Genomic DNA, 608 nt, shown 5'->3' on the forward strand with positions numbered 1-608 from the left:
GGGTAGGGGGGGGGGGGGGGTGCGGCCGGGGGCAGGCCGGGGTGCCACTACCGGCACTTCTTGCGGCTCGCACAGGACAGCGTGTTGATCCGGAGAAAGGCGCCTTTGTAGGAAGCCGTTGCAGGAGCGGGGACAGCCGCCCGCCAGGGGCGGAGGGTGCCATGTGTGGTGCGGTGTCGCGGTGGTGCGGTGCCGCGGTGGTGGGTGGCGGGGCCGGTGTGCAGGGAGGTGGTCAACGGTCCTTCTTGTCGATGGACCAGAGGCCCAGGACGACGAGGAAGGAGAGGATCAGGAATCCCGCGCACCACCACGCCGAGTCGGTGTCGCCCCGCATCCAGGCGTCGACGGCGATGGACAGTGCCCACAGCTGGCCGATGACGACGGACATCGCCAGGATCAGGCGGCCGGACAGCTTCGCCGAGCGTTCCGGTTCCTGTTCGGTGCCGGCACCCGGTCCCGGGCCGGTGCTGTGTACCCGGGGGTCGCCGTAGCCGCTGGTGGGGCGAATCTGTGGGTAGCGGTCGTGCACGGGGCGGTTGAGCCGGGGGTCCGCACCTGTCTCTTATACACATCTGACGCTGCCGACGATACTCCTTGTGTAGATCTCG

Annotated in this window: 1 pseudogene; it reads right to left on the bottom strand. The window is 69.2% G+C overall.

What is annotated here, in order from left to right:
* Window positions 1-232: 232 nt before the first annotated feature.
* Window positions 233-553, bottom strand: a pseudogene (locus IH09_RS36210) (hypothetical protein); the annotation flags it as partial.
* Window positions 554-608 lie beyond the last annotated feature (55 nt).

It is taken from the genome of Streptomyces celluloflavus, assembly GCA_000720995.1.
GTDB lineage: Bacteria > Actinomycetota > Actinomycetes > Streptomycetales > Streptomycetaceae > Streptomyces > Streptomyces celluloflavus.